This is a genomic window from Limnovirga soli, assembly GCF_013106755.1.
Lineage (GTDB): Bacteria > Bacteroidota > Bacteroidia > Chitinophagales > Chitinophagaceae > Limnovirga > Limnovirga soli.
The window spans coordinates 1-238 of record NZ_WHPF01000068.1; the positions used below are offsets into that span (position 1 = coordinate 1).

A 238-nucleotide genomic window follows, 5' to 3' on the forward strand; every position below is an offset into this window, starting at 1 on the left:
AAGGTTGTTGTTGTGGTGGCAAAAAAACATTTGAACAAACACATTTACCATTTGGATGGGAACTATTGCCATCTGGACGAACACTATTGCCATATGGACAGACACTATTTCCATGTGGATGAACACTATTGCCCTATGGACAGACACAAATGCCATCTGGATGGACACTATTGCCATGTGAATGGACACTATTGCCATGTGGACGGGCAATTCTGCTGCTGTTGGCGTCACCGCCAAC

Annotated in this window: 1 protein-coding gene; it reads left to right on the top strand. The window is 45.0% G+C overall.

Translation table 11 applies throughout. The features are described from left to right. Nucleotides 1-55 precede the first annotated feature (55 nt). Complete coding sequence (locus GD597_RS22130) at nt 56-181, top strand: hypothetical protein (protein WP_262888877.1); 126 nt, start codon at nt 56-58, stop codon at nt 179-181. Nucleotides 182-238: the final 57 nt, after the last annotated feature.

Coding starts and splice junctions, on each gene's coding strand:
- GD597_RS22130 (WP_262888877.1), top strand. CDS start 56: ATGGGAACTATTGCCATCTGGACGAACACTATTGCCATATGGACAGAC.